The sequence below is a fragment of the Solibacillus sp. FSL K6-1554 genome (assembly GCF_038005185.1).
Taxonomy (GTDB): domain Bacteria; phylum Bacillota; class Bacilli; order Bacillales_A; family Planococcaceae; genus Solibacillus; species Solibacillus silvestris.
This window is the reverse complement of record NZ_JBBOSS010000001.1, coordinates 2,323,580-2,342,086: the sequence shown is the minus strand read 5'-3', so window position 1 is coordinate 2,342,086 and position 18,507 is coordinate 2,323,580. Positions and strand designations below refer to the sequence as shown.

Annotated in this window: 29 protein-coding genes; 28 read left to right on the top strand and 1 reads right to left on the bottom strand. The window is 34.5% G+C overall.

Going from position 1 to position 18,507, the window contains the following annotated elements; genetic code table 11:
- Nucleotides 1–48: 48 nt before the first annotated feature.
- From MHB58_RS11610 to MHB58_RS11555, 12 genes are all read left to right on the top strand, one after another.
- On the top strand, nt 49–204 hold the full coding sequence (locus MHB58_RS11610) for a hypothetical protein (RefSeq protein ID WP_008404095.1): 156 nt from the start codon (nt 49–51) through the stop codon (nt 202–204).
- A 30-nt stretch (nt 205–234) separates the two neighbouring features.
- Nucleotides 235–519, top strand: coding sequence for a DUF3219 family protein (locus MHB58_RS11605; RefSeq protein WP_340735278.1), 285 nt, complete (start codon nt 235–237; stop codon nt 517–519).
- Between the two features lie 6 nt (nt 520–525).
- Nucleotides 526–1,554 (top strand): LLM class flavin-dependent oxidoreductase, encoded by a 1,029-nt coding sequence (locus MHB58_RS11600; protein ID WP_340735277.1) that lies wholly within the window; start codon nt 526–528, stop codon nt 1,552–1,554.
- Nucleotides 1,555–1,795: 241 nt separating this feature from the next.
- Nucleotides 1,796–2,293: a sigma-70 family RNA polymerase sigma factor gene (locus tag MHB58_RS11595; protein WP_340735276.1), complete on the top strand. Its 498-nt coding sequence runs from the start codon at nt 1,796–1,798 to the stop codon at nt 2,291–2,293.
- Nucleotides 2,290–3,543: a DUF4179 domain-containing protein gene (locus tag MHB58_RS11590; protein ID WP_340735275.1), complete on the top strand. Its 1,254-nt coding sequence runs from the start codon at nt 2,290–2,292 to the stop codon at nt 3,541–3,543. The genes MHB58_RS11595 and MHB58_RS11590 overlap by 4 nt, the downstream gene beginning before the upstream one ends.
- A gap of 144 nt (nt 3,544–3,687) precedes the next feature.
- Nucleotides 3,688–3,912: a hypothetical protein gene (locus MHB58_RS11585; protein WP_340735274.1), complete on the top strand. Its 225-nt coding sequence runs from the start codon at nt 3,688–3,690 to the stop codon at nt 3,910–3,912.
- Nucleotides 3,913–3,990: 78 nt separating this feature from the next.
- Nucleotides 3,991–4,467 (top strand): GNAT family N-acetyltransferase, encoded by a 477-nt coding sequence (locus MHB58_RS11580; RefSeq protein ID WP_014823557.1) that lies wholly within the window; start codon nt 3,991–3,993, stop codon nt 4,465–4,467.
- A gap of 95 nt (nt 4,468–4,562) precedes the next feature.
- A complete protein-coding gene (locus MHB58_RS11575; protein ID WP_340735901.1) occupies nt 4,563–5,039 on the top strand; it encodes an HIT family protein in 477 nt (158 codons plus the stop codon).
- Nucleotides 5,040–5,137: 98 nt separating this feature from the next.
- Entirely contained in the window at nt 5,138–6,058 is a 921-nt protein-coding gene (locus tag MHB58_RS11570) for a phosphotransferase (protein WP_340735273.1), read from the top strand.
- Between the two features lie 217 nt (nt 6,059–6,275).
- Nucleotides 6,276–6,752, top strand: coding sequence for a CarD family transcriptional regulator (locus MHB58_RS11565; RefSeq protein ID WP_041865726.1), 477 nt, complete (start codon nt 6,276–6,278; stop codon nt 6,750–6,752).
- 165 nt (nt 6,753–6,917) lie between these two features.
- Complete coding sequence (locus MHB58_RS11560; RefSeq protein ID WP_340735272.1) at nt 6,918–7,448, top strand: D-glycero-alpha-D-manno-heptose-1,7-bisphosphate 7-phosphatase; 531 nt, start codon at nt 6,918–6,920, stop codon at nt 7,446–7,448.
- Between the two features lie 126 nt (nt 7,449–7,574).
- Nucleotides 7,575–8,426, top strand: coding sequence for an alpha/beta fold hydrolase (locus MHB58_RS11555; protein WP_014823561.1), 852 nt, complete (start codon nt 7,575–7,577; stop codon nt 8,424–8,426).
- Between the two features lie 70 nt (nt 8,427–8,496).
- On the opposite strand, the gene MHB58_RS11550 is transcribed toward MHB58_RS11555, so the two are convergent.
- Nucleotides 8,497–9,144 carry a DUF421 domain-containing protein gene (locus MHB58_RS11550; RefSeq protein WP_008404072.1) on the bottom strand — a complete coding sequence of 216 codons (648 nt, stop codon included), beginning with the start codon at nt 9,142–9,144 and terminating at the stop codon, nt 8,497–8,499.
- A 195-nt stretch (nt 9,145–9,339) separates the two neighbouring features.
- Here MHB58_RS11550 and MHB58_RS11545 point away from each other — a divergent pair, with 195 nt between their 5' ends.
- The 16 genes from MHB58_RS11545 (at nt 9,340) to MHB58_RS11470 (ending at nt 18,494) form a co-directional block, all read left to right on the top strand.
- On the top strand, nt 9,340–9,873 hold the full coding sequence (locus MHB58_RS11545; RefSeq protein WP_014823562.1) for a hypothetical protein: 534 nt from the start codon (nt 9,340–9,342) through the stop codon (nt 9,871–9,873).
- Between the two features lie 83 nt (nt 9,874–9,956).
- Nucleotides 9,957–10,412: a DinB family protein gene (locus tag MHB58_RS11540; RefSeq protein WP_340735271.1), complete on the top strand. Its 456-nt coding sequence runs from the start codon at nt 9,957–9,959 to the stop codon at nt 10,410–10,412.
- 52 nt (nt 10,413–10,464) lie between these two features.
- On the top strand, nt 10,465–10,899 hold the full coding sequence (locus tag MHB58_RS11535) for a DMT family transporter (protein WP_041865871.1): 435 nt from the start codon (nt 10,465–10,467) through the stop codon (nt 10,897–10,899).
- 78 nt (nt 10,900–10,977) lie between these two features.
- Nucleotides 10,978–11,190 (top strand): DUF3923 family protein, encoded by a 213-nt coding sequence (locus MHB58_RS11530; RefSeq protein ID WP_065215776.1) that lies wholly within the window; start codon nt 10,978–10,980, stop codon nt 11,188–11,190.
- A 153-nt stretch (nt 11,191–11,343) separates the two neighbouring features.
- Entirely contained in the window at nt 11,344–11,877 is a 534-nt protein-coding gene (locus MHB58_RS11525) for a sigma-70 family RNA polymerase sigma factor (protein WP_339262178.1), read from the top strand.
- Entirely contained in the window at nt 11,861–12,547 is a 687-nt protein-coding gene (locus tag MHB58_RS11520) for a DUF3600 domain-containing protein (RefSeq protein ID WP_340735270.1), read from the top strand. Before MHB58_RS11525 ends, MHB58_RS11520 begins: the two co-directional genes overlap by 17 nt.
- Nucleotides 12,548–12,650: 103 nt before the next feature.
- The gene (locus MHB58_RS11515) at nt 12,651–13,325 is read left to right on the top strand and encodes a hypothetical protein (RefSeq protein WP_340735269.1); all 675 of its coding nucleotides are present in this window, start codon (nt 12,651–12,653) and stop codon (nt 13,323–13,325) included.
- A gap of 215 nt (nt 13,326–13,540) precedes the next feature.
- The gene (locus MHB58_RS11510; RefSeq protein ID WP_340735268.1) at nt 13,541–13,855 is read left to right on the top strand and encodes a hypothetical protein; all 315 of its coding nucleotides are present in this window, start codon (nt 13,541–13,543) and stop codon (nt 13,853–13,855) included.
- A gap of 68 nt (nt 13,856–13,923) precedes the next feature.
- Nucleotides 13,924–14,268 (top strand): DUF4181 domain-containing protein, encoded by a 345-nt coding sequence (locus tag MHB58_RS11505; RefSeq protein WP_340735267.1) that lies wholly within the window; start codon nt 13,924–13,926, stop codon nt 14,266–14,268.
- 111 nt (nt 14,269–14,379) lie between these two features.
- The gene (locus tag MHB58_RS11500) at nt 14,380–14,859 is read left to right on the top strand and encodes a GNAT family N-acetyltransferase (protein WP_014823570.1); all 480 of its coding nucleotides are present in this window, start codon (nt 14,380–14,382) and stop codon (nt 14,857–14,859) included.
- A 359-nt stretch (nt 14,860–15,218) separates the two neighbouring features.
- The gene (locus MHB58_RS11495; protein WP_014823571.1) at nt 15,219–15,707 is read left to right on the top strand and encodes an SRPBCC family protein; all 489 of its coding nucleotides are present in this window, start codon (nt 15,219–15,221) and stop codon (nt 15,705–15,707) included.
- Nucleotides 15,680–16,036: a peptide ABC transporter permease gene (locus MHB58_RS11490; protein WP_065215780.1), complete on the top strand. Its 357-nt coding sequence runs from the start codon at nt 15,680–15,682 to the stop codon at nt 16,034–16,036. The genes MHB58_RS11495 and MHB58_RS11490 overlap by 28 nt, the downstream gene beginning before the upstream one ends.
- Nucleotides 16,037–16,064: 28 nt before the next feature.
- The gene (locus MHB58_RS11485) at nt 16,065–16,562 is read left to right on the top strand and encodes a GNAT family N-acetyltransferase (RefSeq protein ID WP_340735266.1); all 498 of its coding nucleotides are present in this window, start codon (nt 16,065–16,067) and stop codon (nt 16,560–16,562) included.
- Between the two features lie 113 nt (nt 16,563–16,675).
- Complete coding sequence (locus MHB58_RS11480; RefSeq protein WP_340735265.1) at nt 16,676–17,449, top strand: class I SAM-dependent methyltransferase; 774 nt, start codon at nt 16,676–16,678, stop codon at nt 17,447–17,449.
- An 87-nt stretch (nt 17,450–17,536) separates the two neighbouring features.
- Entirely contained in the window at nt 17,537–18,013 is a 477-nt protein-coding gene (locus tag MHB58_RS11475; RefSeq protein WP_340735264.1) for a helix-hairpin-helix domain-containing protein, read from the top strand.
- Between the two features lie 58 nt (nt 18,014–18,071).
- Entirely contained in the window at nt 18,072–18,494 is a 423-nt protein-coding gene (locus tag MHB58_RS11470) for a VOC family protein (RefSeq protein WP_340735263.1), read from the top strand.
- Nucleotides 18,495–18,507 lie beyond the last annotated feature (13 nt).

Below are 18,507 nucleotides of genomic sequence, written 5' to 3'. Positions count from 1 at the left end.
CGATGATTTGGGAATGTTATACTTTAAATATATAAGGGGGCGAAACAAATGGATTATACTAAAATCTACCATGAGGAACTGATTGCCTTAGTAAAAGAGAAAATTAACTCAGTCGGTGAAGTTAAAGCGGTGAAGTTTGTAAGAGAACAAACAGGTATGTCGTTAATACAGGCAAAAAAATTTGTGGATTTTTGTAAAGAATGATGCAACAACAATGTAAAAGGAAGTGATTTTTTGGTCAGTAAAATAATTTTAAATGATAGAGTAATTCAATTGAGTAGCTATGAAGAAGAAAAAGTAAATGGGGTTTATAAAGTCTCAGTCATTTTTGATGTGACAAGTAAAGACTATCATGATATTGCGACTTTACTTTACAACGGAACTTTTGACGTTAAGATTCCTGAGAAAGAATTAATGTTTAGAGGGACGATTTATAACTACTTCACTTCTATTAAAAATTTGTATGAAGAAAATCAGGTAGGACAGTATACATTGACTTTAGTAGAAGAAAAGGACTGAAATTTAATGAGATTAAGCATATTGGATCAATCCCCTATTTCTTCAAATCAAACGCCTCAGGATGCACTAAACTGGTCAATGAAATTAGCACAGGCTGGGGAGGCACTAGGATATACAAGATACTGGATTGCCGAACACCATGATTTATCTGGACTGGCATGTCCTGCACCTGAAGTCCTATTAAGCTACATTGGCGCTAACACGAATCGAATTCGTATAGGATCTGGCGCGGTTTTATTGCCTCATTACCGACCATACAAAGTTGCTGAACTCTTTAATACGTTAGCGACATTATTTCCTAATCGTATTGATTTAGGAATCGGACGAGCGCCAGGTGGGTCTGCCGAAGCGATGACTGCTTTGTCTGATAACTTTATCAAAAATGTGGGGAACTTTCCTGCCTTATTGAGAGACTTACTCCATTTTTTAAATGATGATTTTCCAACAGATACCGAATATTCAAAGCTATCCGCTTCTCCCATACCTGAAAACCCGCCAGTACCTTGGCTACTTGGCACGGGTAAAAAAAGTGCTTTACTAGCAGCAGAAAATGGATTGCCGTATACTTTCGGTCATTTTATGAGCGATCATGATGGAGCTGCTATCATTAGGGAATATATTGATACTTTTAAACCAAGAAGAGAAGGGCAAACACCAGAAGTCATCGTAACTGTTAATGTTATTTGTGGTGAAACAGCAGAAAAAGCCGAAGAAGTTGCAGCAAGCTTTCTCATCTGGTCTCTACAGATGGACAAAGGGGAAGGTCATCAAGGCATTCCTTCTATAAATGAAGCTGAGCAATATAAGCTGACTGAAAAAGAAATAGAAAAGTTAGATAAAGTTAGACAAAGTATGATTATTGGCAATCCTTATGAAGTAAAACAGAAATTATTTGAATTAAAGACAAAATACCAAGCAGATGAAATGATGATTAATACAATCACATACTTACCGGAAGATCGAATCCGCTCCTACGAACTAATTGCAAAAGAAGTGTTTTCAGAAGGAAAGCACTTAAAATTAAAGGGGCTTTAATGGAATAAAAATTTACAACAATCGGGCGCATTCTTGAAAAAGAATTGCGTCTTTATATAGCGCTCCATAGTCATAATCCGCATAAACCAATGTCATCGCCTCTATACCTTCAATAGTGATTGTTAGTAGTTAACGATAAAATATACCCTATCCATCACATTATAACTTCCAAAAATATTCTTCATTCGACTCGAACGAAATCTAATTATTTACAGTCTAATAAATAAGGAGGTGGCACAGATTGGAAAACTTACTCGAAAAAGCTACCGCTGGAGACCAACTAGCAATCCTCGAACTGATTGAAAAAGACGAGGAAGTACTTTATCCAATTGCTTATACATACTTAAAAAATGAGCAGGACGCAATCGACGCCATGCAGGAAATGACTTATAAGGCACTGAAAAAAATGCATACTGTTAAACAGCCTGAATTTGCGCGTACTTGGCTCGTCCGAGTACTCATCAACTGCTGTAAAGATATGCTGAATAAACGTATCCAAACCGTGGAAATTGAAGAGACCAGCATTAGCGAAGCACCGATTTATTCCGATATCAGTCGTCTTCTTAAGTTACTTACCCTCACAGAACAACAGCTCGTTTACGCAAAATATTTTCAACAGCTGAAAAACAATGAAATTGCCGAACTGCAAAATATTCCGGAAGGCACCGTCAAATCTAGGTTGCACGCCATTTTAAAAAAGTTGCGTAAAGCCGCTGGACATAAGGAGGATTGGTTATGATTGATATTCCAAAAGATAAGCTACGCCAAGGTCGAATTGATGCATTTACAAAAGTAAAAAAACAACGCCGCCGTAAGAAGCAATGGCAGGCAATCACTGCAGTGGCTATCATCTTTCTAAGTTTTTTATTAACGGTCCGGGTCTCGCCGACTATTGCTAGCTATGCCGCTAAAATTCCTGGCCTTAGCGTTATTGTTGAACTCGTACAGGAAAATGAGGGGATAAAAGATGCCATAGCCAATCAATACTACGAGGAACTTGGCATTCTTGTGCAAGACAAGGATGTTACAATAACAGTGCAAGGGGCGATCATTGATGAATACGGTGTTATGCTCATGTATGATTTCGATTATCCGAAAGAAAAAAAAGATCATCATAACTATTCCGTGAATATATACCAAGGGGATCAACTGCTTGAAAATAGTTTATCTTACGGTACGTTGGACGGCCTAAACGAGCCGGTTGCACACAGTAATCATATACTTGAAATGACGCTTGACCAACCGCTCGATACGACAAACCCTAATTTCCGGGTTGAATTTGAAATGCGAGATGGTGACAAACAAACGATTTCGATTCCATTCACACTTGAAAATCCGATTGCTAAAGCTAAAATAGTAGAACCAAATGCGAGTATTACAGCACAAGGTCAACGTCTATCAATCAATAAAATCATTCGGACACCGCTACGCATTCATATTGAAGTAAAGCCAGATCCATCGAATATGATGCAAATCGTCGCTCTCGATGACATCTCACTTGAGCTTAAAAACGGTAGTAAACGTGAACTTATTCGCAACGGTTTAGTTGGTAGTGGTTCGTTCCGCGAAGGTCGGTATACGTTATACTTACAAAGCAATTACTTCTACGATTCGGATGAACTCATCGTCCGCATCGGTGAAATACAAGCAGTTCCAAAAGGCGAAGATTATATCGAAGTTGACTTCACAACAAAGGAAGTACTTTACAAACCAGACTTCATTGACTGGGATATTAAAGTTGTCGGCAACGATGTATACTTAAACGCACCAGTCAAAGACGACCACGGCCGCCAGCACTTGTTTCCTGCTGAAAAAGAGGATGGTAAGTCGCTTGAATCTGAAGGAAGCAGTTTCTCTACGTCTGCCTACGAAGGCTTTAATTATAGAGAGTACTACGAGCCATACAATGGCAGAGCAAAACTATGGATCAATTACATTGATAACCCGATAGCAACGGACGTTGAGCTTAAGATAAATTTGACTGAATAACGAAAGACCCCAGTTTTATCATTTAAAAAAAGCATCGTTTAAACCGTAACGATGCTTTTTAGATACCTACTTTTAGTATGAGGAAATCCGGTATAGGAACTTTATTCCATTAATGGCGTTAAATTATCAAAAAGAGGTGATTTTTTGAAAAACACACTTATTTTATTTACTGTAAGTATTTTTTTGTTAGTTGGGTGTTCTCAAGAAAAAAGTTATAGTGTTTGGGTTGAATCATCCCAAGACGCAGAACTTATTCATGCAGCAAAAGAAAGACTTACTAATGCAGAAATAGATTTTATAATTGATGATAATGGAAGTGTTTTAGTAAATGAGAAGGATTTTGATAAAGCTGTATTTTGTTGTTCTTAATAATATATAAGAAATAGACATACTATTCACTTAAATAGTAGAATATTATTTTCTCCAAATAAAGGAGGTTTATATGTTATGGAAGTCTCATTATGTAAAGCAACTTTAGATGACGCGGCCAAGCTTCATGAGATACAAGTGAAAGCATTTATGCCTTTACTTGAGAAATATCAGGACTACGATACGAACCCAGCTAATGAATCTTTAGAAAGAGTTATTACTCGATTCAAGCAACCATTTACAGATTATTATTTAATTAGAAATCTAGAAGATACTATTGGGGGCATTAGAATTGTAAAAATGAGTAATAAATCTTATCGTGTCAGCCCTATATTTATTTTGCCAGAGCAACAAGGGAATGGAATTGCTCAAAAAGTCTTTGAAATAATAGAGAATATATATCAAGACGCAAGATTATGGGAATTGGACACCATTATGCAAGAAGAAGGGCTTTGTCATCTCTATGAAAAGTTAGGTTATAAATGGACGGGTAAATCCAAAATAATAAACGAAAAGATAACAATAATTTTTTATGAAAAATCTCAAATCATTTAAGTTAAAGCTTGGGAACGAAAAATACATGTAAACTCTATGTAAATAAATAATAGGAGTTTTTTAGGAAACGTAAAGGGGGTTATTGTGTTAAGAAAATAACATTATCAAATGGAAAAATTGTTGTAGTTGAATGTTTAAGCTGTGCATTAACAACTGGTTTGATAGAACCTGATGGCGGAGTTGTATATGAAACGAAATATTTTCACGCCCATCAAGATGTAGCTTATCCAATCAAAGGGTTAATCATATTAGCTTCTAAAAGGCATATCAAGTCTTTTGATGAATTAACTGAAGAAGAAAAATTAGATTATATTCAGACTTTAACCAGAATAAGACAGGCCCAAAGAGAAGTATTAAATATCGAGTACGTATATTACTTTTATAATGAAGATACTACTCACCATTTCCATACTTGGATGGTTCCAAGATATGAGTGGATGTATGAGTTTGGCCGCTCAGTCGAGTCCGTTAGACCGACGCTACTTCACGCCCGCAACCATATGAATGATTCTAAAAATAAAGAAGAAGTAATGACAGCAATTGACTTATTAAAAAATGAATTAAATGAATGATGAACAATTGCTTTCTTGGATATATAAAAATTAGGTTAAATTATTAGTGGAGATTGCTTTAAAGTTTTTTAGTACTAAAACATAAGGTGGTTACAATAATGAATGGAACCGAAATCTTAAATATATTTGGATTTGATGTAGAAGAAGAGCCTAAAAGCATTTATCCATATTCACCCGTATACCGAGTGAAATATGGTGATCAGGATGTTGTTGTAAAACGTACGCAAAGCAGAGCAGAAAGTGTTATGTCTTATATCAACATGCTAAAAGATAAGGGGATAAATGTTGTGACACCAGTTAAATTACAAGTTGAAAACCCACAAAAAATTGAAGATACAAATTTTGTAGTTTATCCATTTATAGAAGGTCAAAAATATTCAGGTAAAGATAATGAAATTTATGAAGCAGGTAAAATGTTAGGACAGATCCACAGCTATTCACCTGTTTCAAATAGTTATAACCTCCTTGACTACGATGTCTATGATTTTAATGAGGAAGAAGTAGAAGAGAGTATGGAGGCAATTATCCAACATGCTAACAAAGCTGGAATAGAAATTGATGTGGCATTAAGAACAAAGTTGCTGGAAAGTGTAGCGAATCAACAGATACTTTACCGTGCAAATTTACCGCATATTGCAACGCCACATGATTTTAAAGCAAATAATTTAATATTAATCCCCGAGCCATTTCTAATCGATCCAGATAATGCTGCTTGGATACCGAAATTATTTGATCTAGCACTCGCGTTACTACTTTTTCATAATGAACATGAAGAAGCCCCGGACCGGGTTTTCACAATAGATGAATGGGATTTATTTTTAGCTGGATACAAAGAATATATCGACATTACCGATGAAGAAAAAAGATATTGGGAAATGGCGAAGCAGCATGTCTTTCTGGATGAAGTAATGTGGTTAATGGCTGAGTATGAAGAGGACTGGCAAAAATCTTCTCAACAAAATTTATTTAAAAGCTTGATTCAAATTGTACTAGCTAGTGCTGACTATAAACTAGTATAAATCGTTTGAAGCTGACTATTTAATAACACATTTATTCAATGTTACATAGGCAAACTAACCTCCACTTTATTTAATCCGACACGATTCTTATTGTTTATGCTTTTTAAATATCAAATAAAAAATAATTGACACTTTAATAATTTTTGTGATATTATTAAAAATTTGTTAAAAATCCATAAACGTGTTAAGGTTAAGAAGGTTACCTTAAGGTTGCCATATGGAGGTGGATTATTTGTTTCAAATTGGTGAAAATATTATTTATCCAATGCACGGAGCAGGTATAATTAAAGCCGTAGAAGAAAAGGAAATATTAGGTGAAAAACAACAGTGTTATATTATAAAAATGTCAGTCGGTAATATGCAAATAACAATCCCTATGGATAAAATATTGAGTTCAAGTATACGTCCAGTGACTGATATAATTGAATTGAAACACATCCTTCATATTTTTCAGCATGGAGAATCAGATGAAGTATTGCCGTGGAGACAAAGGTATAAAGTGAACACGGACAAAGTAAAAACGGGTAAAATACTGGAATGTGCTGAAGTTGTACGTGATTTGATGCGTATGAAAGAAGAAAAAGCACTTAATACAAGTGAAAAAGAAATGTTAAATAACACGCATCAATTTTTGATTAGTGAACTGGGATTAATTAAAGGGATTACTGAAAACCAAATTAAAAGTTTCTGCTAAAGTTAATTCAAGTCTTCCAAATAGGGTGCGATTCTTAAGAGAATTGTGCCTTTTTCAGTTGATGGATTTCGTTAAGAGAATTATTGAATACTCGAACTAAGACTGCTTAAAGCCGATAATTTTTAACATACTAAAAGTAAGATTAAAATTAAAGGTGTGGTTGGATTGAAAAGAGCGGTATTTTTAGATCGAGATGGCGTAATAAATGAAGTGCTAACTAAGCGAGTGAAATTTGTAAACAATCCGAAACAATTTTATTTTTTACCTGGTGCAGAAGAAGCCATTAAAAGTTTAAATGATCATTTTGATTATGTATTTGTTGTGACGAATCAAGGTGGTATTGGATTAGGTTATATCAAGGAAAAGCAGTTGCAGAAAGTTCATGACCACATGGTAGCTGAACTGAAGAAAAAGGGAGCAACGATTCATGAAGTTGCCTATTGTCCGCATAAACCAAAGGCTGGGTGTGAATGCAGAAAACCAAATAGCAAAATGATTTTGGATTTAGGTGAAAAATACAAAATAGATCTGGAAAAATCCTATATGGTTGGTGATACAGATACAGATATTCAGGCAGGTAAAAAAGCAGGTACTAAAACAGTTTTTATAGGTGAGCAGGATCCATTGGCAGATGCAGTTTTTCCAAATTTAAAAGAAGCAGCCCATTGGATTATTCGTGATATAAATAATGATTAGAAATAACCACAGTGGAAATTATCCATTGTGGTTTTATTTTGGGGAAATTTTACTCTTTATCAATTTCAGAAGAGTATAATAGTATTTGTTAGAATATTACATTTTTCTGAAAAGGATGTGTCTAAGATGTGGGAACAAAAATTTATTGAAACACCAAGAGGAACTTTCGAATATTTTGTAAAGGGAAGCGGTCAGCCACTTGCTATTACGCATTTTTATATGGCATTTAATGAAAAAGGGAATTGGTTTGCTAACCCATTCACAGAACATTATCAAGTCTATCTAATTAATGTCCGTGGGGCGGGTAATTCACCTGCCATCGAAATGGATGACCAAATGAATTTACAAGAAATCATATTAGACTTAGAAGCAATTCGAGAAGCATTACATATTCCGAAATGGGCTTTTGCAGGCCATTCAACAGGTGGGATGCTTGCATTGCAATATGCTGTATTAAAACAACAATCTCTTACAAAATGTATTTGCGGTTGCAGCGCAGCAAGTAAAGCATACGCAAGTCATCCAAATAGTATTTACTGTGCTGATAATAAAAATTTCAATAGAATTATAGAAATCATGGAAAGTCTAAATAATCCAGACACGCCGCAAGAGAAACGAAAAGATTTAGGTTTTGAATGGTCAATGATGTCATTTACTAGTGAAGAAAAATTAAAACATGCCCTGACAATACCGAATAGTGGACGGACTGTTGGTCGTGCACTGGATTACTTTAGAAAAGTAGCAGTAAAGTCATTCGATTTACGAGAAGAGCTGCCGACAGTTCAAATAGATACATATGTGTTTGGCGGAATGTATGACGCGCAGTGTCCAATTGAATTTAGTATTGAAATTGCTGACCTCATCCCTACTTCTGAATTAATAATATTTGACCATTCTAATCACTATCCATTTGTTGAAGAAGAAAAAGCATTTCTGGATTTTGTTAAAGAGAGTACTAAGCCGCTTAAATTGGTCTAAATTAGATTGTAAACAGGCTCGGTTTCACTTATCGAAACCGAGCCAATAATTATTACTTACTTTTAAATAATTAATCATAAGTCTGAACGTAAAGTCCATTTTCCTCAGACCATTCTGCATAATATATTTTTTTAATATCCTCATAACCTTCCTCTTTTAACTGATGAATGATCCATTGCTTATCTTTTCCAATTTGTGCAAGAATCCTTTCCTCAATTTGCCCCTCGTCGATAAGCAAGTGGGTTAGCACGCCACCGGTATCTTCATCGGATGAATTCTTTTTCAATATACTAATTTGCCCACCCGGTTCAAGAAGGACATATTTTACTTCACTAATAGAAAAAACCCCTTGCATCCGCAGTAAGGAACGTAGCTGTTCAGATTCTATTTTATTTTTCTTTAACTCGTTAATATCCAGCAGCCCATTATTTACAAGAAAAGACGGTTCTCCTTTAATAATCGGACGAAGCCTTTCAAAGTTCCTGACAAGAAAATCAGTTAAAAGATACAGCGCAGTCCATAATCCAATCGTATAGAGGACATCCCAAACTCGTACTTTTTCATCGTATACACCCTCTTCAAGCGTTCCTCCAAGAATAACGATAAATACAAAGTCGAATGGGGTAACTTCCGCGAGTTCCTTCTTCCCGATAAAGCGGATAACAACCATAAGCGCTATAAAACCTGCAATGATTTTAATAGTAATTGCTGTAATCATCTATATACACTCTCCTATCATCCTTTGAATACCCTGTAGCCTATCAATTTAAGCTGGTCATAATTCACTAGCGTTTCCTGTTTTAAAAGGGATGAAGGAGTATTAATGAGTTTAATAGAAATCATTAGTACAGGTTCAGTAGCTCCAGTCTGTAGCAAAAGGCATTACTCGAACCGTATGTTAGGAGGGGAACAAATGCGAATATATCCGGATTGTTCTGTAATTAAAAAAACGATAGAGGTAGGCGGGCTATCCAAAGCAGAACTTATTCAAAGGCTGCAACAGTCTTCGATTTCATTGAACCAATATGGAGAGAAGTTATTATATGATGATCGGTTTACCACTTCAGAAATAAAGTATAGCTTGGAAATAGTTGAACTATTAGTTAGAGATCTGGGCTTTCCGAATGGCGCAACATTACCTGAAATCTATAAACAGGCGAAAGAACTTCGCTTACAGTTATGCCCACCTGAACTAGGGCCTTACTTAAGACTGGAATATGTAGATCAAATTGAGGGAAATTCAGGAAATCCTTCACAGAAAAATGAGGCACCTTCTGGGTCTATCACCATCGCATCAGAAATAATCAGTGATGAGGATAGTTTTCCAAAAGGATTTTATGTTAGAAAAGTTGATGGCGTATTATGGCTGCGCGGATATGTTGCTGACAACTTGCATGTGTGGAATCCCGATACCCGGTTTATCTTTAAAACAGACAATGGTTATTAAATCGCAGTAGTAAAGATTTTGTGTGTTCAGTACCAAATAAAAACATCGAGGTGGTTCATTTGCTGAAGGAGAAATCGGAAATATTGGCACATCATCAAAACTTTATAACTTTTATTCATAGTCTGAAATCTTTTGATAAAAATCTATTAAGAAAACCGATTGAGGATGGAAAGTGGTCTGTTATAGAAATAGTAGGACACTTTTGCCCTTGGGATGAATTTGTTTTACAACACAGAATTCCATATTTATTAAAAGGCAAAAGCTTACCGAAAGGCCCAAGTGTCGATGATTTAAACACGCATTCTTCTTTACTTGCAAGAAACGAAGCGGTTGAAAATACATTGGAAAAATGCATCGGTATTCGTGAAGACTTATTAAGTCAGTTAGATCAAATATCTGATCTTAACTGGATGTCTGAATTACAGATTAATGATGCTAATATAGCCTTTTATGAATATTTGAAAGGCTTAATGGAACACGATCTTCATCATATAGATCAAATAAAATCTACTATTAAAACAGGTGATTATACTAGTTAATTAAATTATTGTTGCTGGTTTCGTAGTATTTACATTGGAGGAAATATTGATGATGAAATTGATAATTGCTTTTTTAGCGTTGATTGGCGGTTCGGCAGTTGCGATACAAAGTCAAATCAATGCCTTATTTAGTAAGAAAGTGGGCGTATTAGAAAGCGCAACCGTTTCCTTCATGGTAGGCGCGCTTGCGTTGTTCTTTTTGGCTTTCTTTTTCGGAAAGGGAAATTTTTTAAATGTATTTACAGTTCCAAAATGGCAGTTAATCGGAGGGCTATTAGGTGCATTCTTTATTGTCATTAATATTTTTTCAGTAAATTTAATCGGAGTGGCCGCAACCTTTATGGCAGTTATTATTGGTCAGATTTTAGTAGGTGCAATTATTGATCATTTCGGACTTTTTGGTGGGGTTGTTTATCCAATCAATATGACGAAACTCATTGCCCTTGCTTTAATGTTTGTAGGGATATATTTGTTTAATAAAGCTTAAAAGAAATAAAATGGAAATAAATTAATTTTATGTGTAATATATGAAACTTAATTGGTTTCTATTTATGGAGGGAAATGAATGAGGAAATTATGGTGGATAATTAATGGGGTTTGGCTTCTTTTGTTTAGCGGGTTAGCTATATTTATTTATTTTAGAGAAGTAGATGCTGCAGGTGTTGTTCAAACATCTGAGCTGAGATGGCTTTCTTTAGCACTGTTAGGTGTAGTATTTATTTTTGTTGCCATCATCCAACTTATAATTTTATTTTTTTTAAAGAAACCAAAAAGTTAATAGCTTATAAAATTTAAGGCGCTTTCCGTAATAAGGGAAGCGTTTTTTTATGAATAATGCCAATGATGAGAAAAATTAATTTTAAAATTTAAAGCCAAATGTTCTTCTCGTATGTCTAATAGATGTAAAACGAAAATGAAGGGAGGAATTGCTATGAATATTGGACGCTTAGTAAAAAAAGCTCAAAAAGGAAATGACAAAGCATATTTAGAGCTTTTCCAAAAATATGAAGCAGATATTTATCGAATGGCCTATGTCTATGTGAAAAATAAAAATGATGCTTTAGACGTCGTACAAGAAGTAGCTTATCAGTCATTCAAAAATATTAGCACTTTAAATAAACCAGAATATTTCAAGACATGGCTTATGAAAATTACGATCAATTGTTCCTTGACCGTAATTAATAAAAATAAAAAAGTGGTTCAACTAATTCCCCAATTTGAAGTACATACAGGAGAAGAAGTTGAAGATATTGCAATTTCTTTATCTTTACGAGAACTAATGGATACTTTGCATGAAGATGAGAAAAGCGTGATTTTACTTAAGTATTATAATGACCGTACATTAAAGGAAATATCAGATATTCTTGAAATCCCGCTCGGAACAGCAAAATCGATTTTATATCGTGCTCTAAATAAACTTCGCCAAAATTTAAAGGAGGTAGAGAACTATGGGGAATCATTTTAAACAGGATATAGAGAATATTGAAATCCCATTTCAGCTTCATGAAAGGAGTAAGAAAGGTATTCAGGAAGCTAAGTCAGAAATGGGGGGAACAGTGAAACATTTTGTGAAAAAACGTATAGCGATTACGATTATGGCAGCCTGTTTAATGGTTCCAACAGGGGCATTTGCGTATCAATCGTTACTTGCAGATGATTTATATGGATCGTTTGATAATGTAAAAAAACATATAGCAAATATCACAATTAAAAGTTATTTATTATTTGATGCAAAATTATCCCAAGCAAAAGGTGACTTGGGAAAAGAACAATTCGAACAGTTTAAAGAAATCCTCTATGTCATTACAGATGCAAAACTGGAATTTGGCGATAAAAACGGAAATATCGATTATTCTAATGTGTCTGAAGAAAAACTGGCGGAAATTAAAGCGGCCATTTATGAAATCCAACCTTACTTTGATAAATTAAACAATCAACCATCCAGTAAAGAGATTTTAACAGCGGAAGAATATGAGCAATATATTCAGGCTTTATTAACCTTTGAAACTGTTATGGCGAAATTAGGTGTTTCATCACCACCCGCAATTGAGATGGTTCCTGAAGGTGCACAAGAAGAATTTCTAAAGGCCCGTGCCGTTTTGGATTATGTGAATGAAAAACAAATGGGGAATTAATGGCGAAATCAGCTTGGTATTTTCAAGCTGATTTTGTTTTTTATTTAAATAGACATCCGTATTCAAAAACTGATAGAATAATTAGAAATAAATTACAGGTGGAATGAATTTGAGAAAAAGATTAGGGTGTCTTCACGCCCATTATACAAATATTGAATACATAGAAAATGCACTTGCTCCATATAACATTGAATTAGTCCATTTTGTTGATCCAGGATTAATGAATCGACTAACCTCAGATCAGAATTTCAATGAAGTAGATGCGCAACAAAAAGTGAAAGAACAAATGGAATGGGTTGCCCAATCGAATATTGATGCTATTTTAATTACTTGTACAAACTATATTGCCATTTTACAGGAAGACCATCTTTCCATTTCAGTTCCAATTTATAAATTGGATGAACCGTTCTTTGATTTCATCTGCAATATTCAGCAACCTCATACTTTACTTTTTACCAATGCGGCAACCGTTGAAGGAACAATGGAACGTCTTAGACTTTTTGCTGATACCTATCAAAAATCGTTAAACATCGAGGTTGTTGTTCTAAACAACATGTTTGACTTAATCATGCAAGGACGTAAAAAAGAATACGATCAGGAAGTAGCAAGGATGTTAGAACAACTGATTTACGAGGATAAAATAATTTCTGTTGCTCAATTATCGATGGTGGATGCAGCGCAGCTTGTTGAAGCAAAGACAGGCAGGTCAATCACGAATCCGTTAAGAACATTTGTAACTTCTATTGTTAAAGAATTAGATTTAGAAAATATTTATTAAGAATCATTTGAAGAGCGCGTTTCTCTATGGAGCAGCGCTTTTTTATTAATGTAAATTACCTGGGGAATTTATTTTAAAACTCTGTTACGTTTAGTAATGAGAATACTAATAACATTGAATGAGGGAAAGCCCTTAGAGATTTAAATAAAAAGGTAAAATTTTGAAACTTTAGCGTTTGTTAACTCGTATAAATAAATAAGACTGGAGGTGGCTACATGAACCAAGGTAAATTATTAATAAGCTTTATTTTAATTGCTTTTGGGGCTTTATACATATTCGGTTTTACATCTGTTCTTAATGTAATTGTTGATGGTAATTATCAACTCGAAGAACAAAATATTATTAAAAAAAATGGTGACCTTTATTTGTTAATTGATGATTATGAATTATCGTTATCGAGGGAATTCTATAAGAAGATAGAGTTAGATAAAACTAATGAGTACAAGATTAAGTATGTTTATAACAGATTAAATAATAATGGTGAGGTCGTTATGCTAAAAAAATATGGCGAACAGCCTTGGGGGAAATGACAACCTGTAGTTAACTTCCTATAATTAGTACTGTCATGTTTAATTTTAGGTTGACTGGGGGGATATGAGTGCAGGTTTCAGTATCTATTTTAGCGTTAATCCTAAGTATACTTAATTTCATTATTGGCAGATTAATTGTAGGGAAAGAGAGAGGGAAAGTTTCAGAGACGAGTGGCAAAAATATACAAAGAGTAGGATTTGTCACACTTTTAATCATTGCTTTCAGTTGTTTCTATTTTATAGATATTATGGACGATAACGCCATGAAGTGGTTTTGGTTATATTTTTATACGATTACTTTTGGCTTTCATTTCTATTTGGATTGGGTGTATTTGAGGGATACAAAAGAATATTTGGTTTCACTTATTCTATTAACCATTGGAGTTTCATATATCTTATTTTTTGTATTTTAAGTATTATTTAGACTTACTGAGCGTGATTTTACAGAAGAGTTAACGATTGCTTGTATTCTTGGGAAAGTAACTAGAAATATTATATGTTGGAAAAATAGGGGGAAGTTTAAAATGGTTGAGAGAGGCGGTTCCATGATAAAGAAGTTTGACATTCGAAATACAAAAAATGCGAAAGATCTATTAATGATTCAAATACCATCTTATAAAGTAGAAGCAGAAATTATCGGTTATGATGATATCCCACCATTGAAAGATACAGTAAATACTTTAAAACAATGCGGAGAAACTTTCTTTGGCTACTATATAAAAGAAGAACTATGCGCGGCCATATCGGTGAAAGTTATCGATAATGAAGTAGACATACATAGATTAATCGTTCATCCGGACCATTTCCGTAAAGGAATCGCACAGAAACTGTTAACTTTTATTGAAGGTAAGTACAATAAAAAGACATTCATAGTAGCAACTGGATCCAAAAATACGCCAGCAGTTACTTTTTATAAGAAGAATGGGTTTCAGATTACGAAGGAAATCAAAGTAAATGAACATTTATCCTTAACCTATTTTGATAAGAAATTATTAGCTGATTGAAGTTTGCAATAAGAGGAGTGGAAAATAATTAAACACAAAAGGATGCTTTTTTTACTGCTCATCATTTTTATATTGTCATTTTTTTTCGATTATATATTAATCAAGAAGCATTCCAGGAAACTAAGTTGCGCGATGCCTTATTCTTTTCGTTCTGGACAACAATCGGTCTATTGTGAATCAAACCTTTAATTTACCTACAGAAAAAGGAAAGTATATACTCGTTGTTGACATTGAAACGGATAAAGGAAATCCTCAATATGTTGGTAATATAGCTGTTCAGTAAATTAATTGTGCCCCACAGGAAGTCATGGAAAAGGTATTGCAGATTAAAAATGATTAAGTTTTTAAGGAGAATTTCGATGCCGATTATTATCCACAAGCAGTTTGTAAATGCACCTATACAAGTATGTTTTGACCTTGCCAGAAACGTCGACATTCATATAAAGACGACGGCGAAAACGAAGGAAAAGGCTGTTGGTGGGGTAACAAATGGCTTATTAAATGCAGGTGACTCCGTTACTTGGGAAGCTACTCACTTCGGAATTAAACAAAAACTGACGGCAAAGGTTATACATATGCAACAACCAACTATATTTGTGGACATAATGGTGAAAGGCGCATTTAAATCATTTACCCATACTCATAAATTTGTAGAAGAAAAAGACGGCACTTTAATGATCGATATATTTGAATATAAGTCGCCATTTGGTCCATTAGGCATAATTGCTGACAAATTGTTTTTGTACAGATATATGGAAAGCTTCATTATTAATCGAGCAAAAGAATTAAAAAAGCTTGCAGAGATTAAGGGAGGGCATAAATGGCGGTCTCTGAAATCATTATCATGATGCTTGTTTATGGAGGTCTTTTTTTATACACCGCACGATTAAGTTCTTCCAATAACAAAATTATTTTTTACGGTCACTATATTTTCTTAATAGTTTTATATTGTCTCATATCTATTGCTATTTGGTTCATCTATAAAGGGAATGAAGTTCATATTAATTACCATAGCGGATATGAACCAATTAGTTTGACTAATAAGGCTATCTTTACAATCGTTTGTTTCAGCATTTATAATCTGATTTTAATTTTAGTAAGCAAGAGATTAAAAAGAAAAAGTCTTGTATTAAAGAAAGTTGCTGCACTCGAAAGGAAATTAGAAGAAAATAAGTAAATGGCTATAGAAAGGAGTTAGGAATAACATGATTACATTAAGAAATGTGCAAAAGTCAGATTTAGAAGAGCTGGTAGTCATTGAAAATGAAGGCTTTACAAATGAAGAGGCTGCAACAAGGGAAGCGTTTCTGGAAAGAATTAAGTTGATCACGGATACGTTTATTGTCGCTGAAAAAGATGGAGTGATTGTTGGTTATATTAACGGTCCAGTAATTCCTCAATTATACATAACGGATGACCTTTTTGAAGAAATAAAAGAAAATCCTAAAAAAGGCGGATACCAAAGTATATTAGGAGTAGCTGTTTCTAAAAAGGCGAGGAATCTAGGTATCGCTCGAATCTTAATCAATAAAATGGAGCAGTTGGTAAAAGAAAATGAACGACAAGGAATTACGTTAACATGTAAACAGGAATTGGTTTCTTTTTATGGAAAACTCGGCTTTGTAAACCACGGCATTTCTGAATCACAGCATGGCGGTGTTAGCTGGTATAACATGGTCAAACTGCAAGAGAATATGGATTAATTATGGGGGGATTTCAATGTAATGTGAAATCCTCTTTTTATTTTCGGTTATTCAATATCAGCATTTTCCATTATAATGGAACTAACAAATTTATACAGAATTGAGTGAATAATATGGGTACTTCAAAAGTTACAGAACATCAATGGAATGCTAGTTTATACGATGGTAAGCACTCGTTTGTTTCAAAATATGGCAATAGTTTGGTGGAATTGTTAGCTCCTAAGGAAGGAGAACGAATACTGGATCTTGGTTGTGGAACAGGGGATTTAGCAAATACTTTATTTGAGTATGGCGTGGAAGTAGTAGGTATCGACAAATCTGAAAATATGGTGAAACTAGCGTCTAGTAAATACCCGCACATACCATTTACCGTTCGAGATGCTACAAAATTAACCTATCAAAATGAATTTAATGCGGTATTTTCTAACGCAACCCTCCATTGGGTGCACTCGCCGAAAGAAGCTGTGCAATGTATTTACCAAAGCTTAAAACACGGCGGTAGAATGGTTGCTGAATTTGGAGGAAAAGGCAATGTACAAACAATTACAGATGAAATTAATCAACAAATAAAAAATGCAGGCTACGAATTTAAAGAAGCACAATTTCCCTGGTATTATCCGAGTATTGCAGAGTACTCAAAGCTGATGGAAGAGGCAGGATTCCACGTGACTTTTGCCCAACTATATGATCGACCAACGCCTTTAGATGGTGAAAATGGTTTGAGAAATTGGAGTGGCATGTTTGGCAGTATGTTATTTTATGGCATTCCCGAACAAATACAAGATCACATAATCGCTAATGTAGAAATGAACTTAAAGGATGTTTTGTATCGTGAAGGCATTTGGGTGGCAGATTATAAAAGGATTCCTGTAGTCGGAATTAAATAAGTAGTTCGCCTTGCCTTTGTTTTATATTGAAGAAGTAAGTAAATAACTAATTGAAATATAAATTAAGTATAAGTTAGGTGAATATATATGAAAAAGTCCTCTCCAAAGCTTCCTTTAACATCTGAAGAAAGAATAAATTTAAGAAAGTGCAAAGTGAAATTGAATGAGATCGCACTTATGGATATACCACAATTAACTGCATGTTTACAATCAACTTCCGAACGTGCTAAATACCTCCGTGGACTAGCTCAATTCCAAACTATCCCTTCGATTGGGCCAAAGTTGGCTCAATGGGTTACTGAATTGGGTTATTATTCTTTAGAGGAATTGAAAAACGAAAATGGTGCTGATTTAACTAATCGATTGGAGGAACACTTCGGTTATTGGGAAGACCCGTGTGTAGAGGATTCGTTAAGATGTATCGTACATCATGCTAACCATTCAGGCAGCGAAAAAAGTTGGTGGCATTTTACGGATGAACGGAAACAATATCGGGAGAAAAATGGATACCCTTTTTCAAGACCAGCGACATCTTGGCATGATAAGAAAGATAAAAGTAAATAGAGTAAGATTAAGCAGTATTAATAAGATAGAAAGTTACAGGACCAAGGGAGGGCTAAATTTGGCAATTCATAGAATAGATCATGTAGGTATCATAGTAAACGATCTTACGGCGGTTAAAGAGTTTTTCATTGAATTTGGGTTGGAAGTACTTGGTGAAGGGGAAGTGGATGGGAAATGGGCAGAGCGGATTATCGGGTTTACTGATGTGAAAGCAACCATTGTCCTTTTAGGGATGTCGGATGGCCAGGCAAATTTGGAGCTGGTCAAGTTTCATACAGACTCAGAGATAGAAAGTATACAGCAATCTTTAAAAAATCATATTGCCTTTGCCGTTGAAGATATTGAAACGGTCGTTGCTAAATTGAAAAAGAAAGGCGCGGAAATTATTAGCGAAACTCAAAACTACAATAATATATATAAATTATGCTTTGTTCAGGGACCAGAAGGCATAATTTTAGAGTTAGCTGAGAAAATGAGATAAACTTTAAGTGGAA

Coding starts and splice junctions, on each gene's coding strand:
- MHB58_RS11610 (WP_008404095.1), top strand. CDS start 49: ATGGATTATACTAAAATCTACCATGAGGAACTGATTGCCTTAGTAAAA.
- MHB58_RS11600 (WP_340735277.1), top strand. CDS start 526: ATGAGATTAAGCATATTGGATCAATCCCCTATTTCTTCAAATCAAACG.
- MHB58_RS11590 (WP_340735275.1), top strand. CDS start 2,290: ATGATTGATATTCCAAAAGATAAGCTACGCCAAGGTCGAATTGATGCA.
- MHB58_RS11580 (WP_014823557.1), top strand. CDS start 3,991: ATGGAAGTCTCATTATGTAAAGCAACTTTAGATGACGCGGCCAAGCTT.
- MHB58_RS11570 (WP_340735273.1), top strand. CDS start 5,138: ATGAATGGAACCGAAATCTTAAATATATTTGGATTTGATGTAGAAGAA.
- MHB58_RS11565 (WP_041865726.1), top strand. CDS start 6,276: ATGGAGGTGGATTATTTGTTTCAAATTGGTGAAAATATTATTTATCCA.
- MHB58_RS11555 (WP_014823561.1), top strand. CDS start 7,575: ATGTGGGAACAAAAATTTATTGAAACACCAAGAGGAACTTTCGAATAT.
- MHB58_RS11550 (WP_008404072.1), bottom strand. CDS start 9,144: ATGATTACAGCAATTACTATTAAAATCATTGCAGGTTTTATAGCGCTT.
- MHB58_RS11545 (WP_014823562.1), top strand. CDS start 9,340: ATGCGAATATATCCGGATTGTTCTGTAATTAAAAAAACGATAGAGGTA.
- MHB58_RS11535 (WP_041865871.1), top strand. CDS start 10,465: ATGAAATTGATAATTGCTTTTTTAGCGTTGATTGGCGGTTCGGCAGTT.
- MHB58_RS11530 (WP_065215776.1), top strand. CDS start 10,978: ATGAGGAAATTATGGTGGATAATTAATGGGGTTTGGCTTCTTTTGTTT.
- MHB58_RS11525 (WP_339262178.1), top strand. CDS start 11,344: ATGAATATTGGACGCTTAGTAAAAAAAGCTCAAAAAGGAAATGACAAA.
- MHB58_RS11520 (WP_340735270.1), top strand. CDS start 11,861: ATGGGGAATCATTTTAAACAGGATATAGAGAATATTGAAATCCCATTT.
- MHB58_RS11515 (WP_340735269.1), top strand. CDS start 12,651: ATGAATTTGAGAAAAAGATTAGGGTGTCTTCACGCCCATTATACAAAT.
- MHB58_RS11510 (WP_340735268.1), top strand. CDS start 13,541: ATGAACCAAGGTAAATTATTAATAAGCTTTATTTTAATTGCTTTTGGG.
- MHB58_RS11500 (WP_014823570.1), top strand. CDS start 14,380: ATGGTTGAGAGAGGCGGTTCCATGATAAAGAAGTTTGACATTCGAAAT.
- MHB58_RS11495 (WP_014823571.1), top strand. CDS start 15,219: ATGCCGATTATTATCCACAAGCAGTTTGTAAATGCACCTATACAAGTA.
- MHB58_RS11490 (WP_065215780.1), top strand. CDS start 15,680: ATGGCGGTCTCTGAAATCATTATCATGATGCTTGTTTATGGAGGTCTT.
- MHB58_RS11485 (WP_340735266.1), top strand. CDS start 16,065: ATGATTACATTAAGAAATGTGCAAAAGTCAGATTTAGAAGAGCTGGTA.
- MHB58_RS11480 (WP_340735265.1), top strand. CDS start 16,676: ATGGGTACTTCAAAAGTTACAGAACATCAATGGAATGCTAGTTTATAC.
- MHB58_RS11475 (WP_340735264.1), top strand. CDS start 17,537: ATGAAAAAGTCCTCTCCAAAGCTTCCTTTAACATCTGAAGAAAGAATA.